This is a genomic window from uncultured Brachyspira sp. (genome assembly GCF_949287625.1).
Lineage (GTDB): Bacteria > Spirochaetota > Brachyspiria > Brachyspirales > Brachyspiraceae > Brachyspira.
Genome location: NZ_CASEGO010000154.1, coordinates 1 through 4,378, shown reverse-complemented (window position 1 = coordinate 4,378; position 4,378 = coordinate 1). Strand labels below are relative to the sequence as shown.

Sequence of the window (4,378 nt, the reverse complement as noted above, 5' to 3'; positions counted from 1 at the left end):
GTAGGTGATGAAGTAATAATATCTTATATAGACGGAGATATAAACAGGCCTGTAATTACTGGCAGTTTATATAATATGTCAAGCCCGTCATTAATTCAAAGTGAGATACTATCATCTAAACATAAAACATCACTTTCAGCAAAAACAGTAGGTAAGGGGGAGCAGGGCAGAAATGAGCTTACTATGAGCAACCTGCCAGGTAGTGAGCAGATATATTTAAAAGCCGAAAAGGACTATGAAGAACTGGTGCAGAATAACTATGACCAGACAATCTTAAACAATAAAACCAGCAAAGTAACAGGCACTCATACAGAAAATATTTTGCAGGCACACATTCAAAATATAGCAGGGGTAAAAGATGTGAATATAGGCGGCGAATATTTAACAGTGGTAGCTTTAAGCAAAGATACAGCAGTAGGTCTTTCTAACACATTAAATGTAGGGGCAGAAAATACACTGCGGGTAGCAGGAAACAGTAAAGAGTTTATAAGCGGCGATAAGATAGTGGAAATAGAGGGCGATAGTATCATAAATATTTGTGGTGAAGTTGAAAGAAAAGTAAATGGTAATATAGAAGACAGTGTTTCTGGCAGTATAGATATATCAAGTGAGGCAGGTATAAATATAAGTTCTAATAGTCATTATAATTTAACATCTGAAAATGATATGGATATATACTCTAACAGTAACACAACAATAAATGCAAGTAAGCATATGACATTCAAATCACTATCATCAGATATACAGTGTGATGAATTAAGTATAAACTCGTCAAAATTACTAAGTTTAAAAGTTTCTGATAAATTTGAAATAATGATAGGAGAAAAAGCAAGTATAATATCAGATGGAAGCAATATTATTTTTAAATTAGACAAAATGGAAGTTAAGCTTGATAGTAATGGTTTTACAATTGAAAAAGGTAAATTAAATATTAAACAATAAAAATATAGGTGATATTATTATGAATGAACCAGTAGATTTATCTAAATTTGAAACAATACGGGATGCTTATTTAAATGTTATTGAAAACTATATTCCTTTATGTGAAAGTGATATTGTAGACTTTTTGCGTCCTGATACTTTTGATAAATATATGGCATTTGGCATCAAAATTCCCAGGCAGTTAATAGAAGAGAGTAAATATTATATTTTAAAAGACAAAAATCCTTTGTCTGATACAGTAAAACGCTATCCATATATTCAATTAATTGTTGCTTTTTGGATGTTTAATAAGTTGTATGAATTAGATAAGCATTATAATTTTTTTCAAGAAAAATACTCAAATATAGATGGCTTCCAAAAAATGTTATCTCAATATATATATGATAGTTTATATCCTTTTGATATATATGGTAATCCTGCTAAGGAATTACATTTTTTGGATTCTAATCAATATAGGCTGTATGACTTATATTATGTATGTAATCAAATAAAAAAATTAGGCGGTCAATCTTTCAATGTAAAAGGTAATAATAAAATTATGCTTTATAGTGCTTATGATTATGCAACAGTTATGCAATATGATAAGTTTGAATATTTTAGTTTATATGATTTAATATATGATGGTTTACTGTCAATGATAGCTACTGTATTTTTAGAACTTGGTGATAATAGTAAAAAGTTCTTTAAGATAAATCAAGCAGATTTTAAATATGAAGAATATCAATTTAAAGCATTATATGGCACATTAAAAGATATATATAAGGAAGCAGATGATAAAATTATTAAATTAGTGTGCAATAAACCGTTGTTAACTGCGGATAACAGCCTAATAGTTAAAAGTAAATATAATGAATATTATAATAAAACCACATATACAGGTGTGGCTTTTGAAAATGCACAACCATCTCAAGGTATAGTATATGATGAAGCATATGAGTTAACTGTAAGAGAAATTAAGAGAGCACAGGCTAATAATAAAGGTCAATTGGAATTATATAAATATGATTTTAAAGAGTGTGCTTTAAATTTATGTCCACCATACAAAGGTTATAGGGCAGGAATGCCAGATGGTAGTGAGTTGTATACATATAAAGAATATGAACAAGAGACAGGGCATAAGTTTTATGCTTCTCATAATTTTTTCTCAATAACTCATGCTTTTCATTTGCATAGATATATGCGTTATGCTTGGTCAGCTGATATGGGATATGGTTACAATGAGAATGTTCTTTTAAACAAGATATATGCATATTTATATAGAAAATGTACTACATTTCAAATGATGTGTATGATGCATATAAATTCATACTGCAGGTGATTTTATGAATAATGTGGATTTAAATATTAATTTATTTAATGATTTGAAATACAGTTTATTAATGCATGGAGAAGTAAAAGTAGATGATGCATTTGATTCTCATATGTATGCAGATACAAAAAGAGTGATTACTTTAGGTGTAGGTTTTAATGTAGAAGAATTAGATAAAATCCAATATATTTGTGCATTAAAATTAGCAGCTTTCAAACCATTATTAGATATAGAAAATAGTAATGGTGATTTTAGCAGCTTTTTAAATGATACAAATAAACTTGAAGCAATTAATTTTATTGCTAGTGCTGTATCAACATGCATCCAAACAGTTAAACATAATGGTGACTATGGTATTCAATCAGAAGATAAGCAAATTCCAGACATAGATACCCAGTTAATTACTATTGAAGAGTTAGAGCGTAGTTTTACTGACAGTTCACACCCTATAACAAACAGCAGGCAAAGAGCAGAACAAAATAGACAAACAACTGCCAATACGGCAGCTTATGGTCCGTTATCTCATCGTAGAGCATTAATGCTTGAATTATCTGTAAATAGAGCAATAGAAGATGCTGTTAATAATTTAAATGAAACAACATATAAAAATAATAAGTTGAATGCATTTAATTTTACATTAACTAAAGAAGAAGCAGTAGAAATTTTTTCTATATTATCTATGTCATTTTATAAAGGTTTAATAAGGTCATTAAAGACTGGTCATTCAAAGAATATATTTCCATCATCATTTGCCCTACACTCAAAATTAATATTATCTTTTTTGTCCAATTATTATCAAATGCCTGATAAGTTTAATACCTATAATGACCCGCAGGCATATTTTTCTAATGCAGTAAGTAAAAATAACAGTAGATTTTTAACATGGTTTGGTATTCGTTACTATATAGATTTAGTTTCAGCTACAGTAGATAATCAATATACATTATACAGAAAGCGTAGAATACATGAAGCAGCATTATTTGAACTTATTGAAAGGGATGCAGATGGTAATATAGATATATTTAACAGTGCATTAGATATATTTAATTATTTGAATATAGAAATGCTTGTTGTACATACAAGTAATCGTCCATTAAAAAATTATGGCACAGGATATTCTTATTTAAAATTTCTAGAACAGCATCCACATTGTAAATCTATAGATACAGCAGCAAATGATGAAAAATTGATAAAGTTATCAACATCAAATGAATACATATGTTTCTTGAACACAACTACAAAGATAAGTGATATATTACCATTATTGCAGGATAGCAGCTCAATAAAAACAGACGATTATGTGCAGGAAGTATTAGATTTTGCAAGCTGTCATAAAATTTTTCAGCCATTTTTGGTATATATGAATGAAAAATTCAGTAAAGAAATAGTAGATATAGATTATAAACTAGATGAAATATTTGTCATTAATAGTAGTAATAACAGCAAATTTAGAAACTCTTTAATATCTAAAATATCGGAAAAGAGTAATGCAGAGCGAATAGAAATATTAATAATAAGCCTTATGGAATATAATCAACATCAGAGATTTTATGATATATTGTCATCTTATGATAATATTTGTATAACCTTTTATGTATTACAAGGCAAAAATCATACTCTGACAGTAGAAAACATGACAGAAACAAATTTTAAAATAATTTTATATACTAAGACTTCAGAAATAAATGCAGTTAATATATCAGGAGAATATATATATGAGAGAGAAGAAGCAAGCTATTTTTATAAACATAAAGATAATGATAAGTTAGAAGCAGAATATATATTAAGTGAAAATAAACTTATAATAAGATATGATAAAACAACAGTAACATTATTAAATTATATCCCATCAAATAATCATTGTGGAATAATTTTATCTAATAAAGATACAGTAAACCCAGAACCTAAAACAGTATCTCAGTCAGGCGAAATGAGTGTAAAGGTTAATTTTTCAGCATCAAGTATTTTTGATTTTAATTGTATTGACAAGAAAAAATATTATTTATATAATGTTGAAACTGGTGAAATAATAGATACATTTGTAGAGTTACAAGGAAATGAGGCATCAGCCAGTTTTAAATTAAATATGGAATCAGGTATGTTATCTAATACTAAATGTATATTTAG

The 4,378-nt window shown here is 27.8% G+C and carries 3 protein-coding genes; all 3 read left to right on the top strand.

All coding sequences use genetic code 11. The features are described from left to right. Nucleotides 1-942 (top strand): hypothetical protein (locus Q1X91_RS14860; protein ID WP_300759270.1); only part of this gene is annotated, 942 nt, incomplete at its 5' end. A gap of 19 nt (nucleotides 943-961) precedes the next feature. Then, nucleotides 962-2,260 carry a hypothetical protein gene (locus Q1X91_RS14855; RefSeq protein ID WP_300759268.1) on the top strand — a complete coding sequence of 433 codons (1,299 nt, stop codon included), beginning with the start codon at nucleotides 962-964 and terminating at the stop codon, nucleotides 2,258-2,260. Between the two features lie 4 nt (nucleotides 2,261-2,264). Further along, a partial coding sequence (locus tag Q1X91_RS14850; RefSeq protein WP_300759266.1) for a hypothetical protein occupies nucleotides 2,265-4,378 on the top strand: 2,114 nt, incomplete at its 3' end.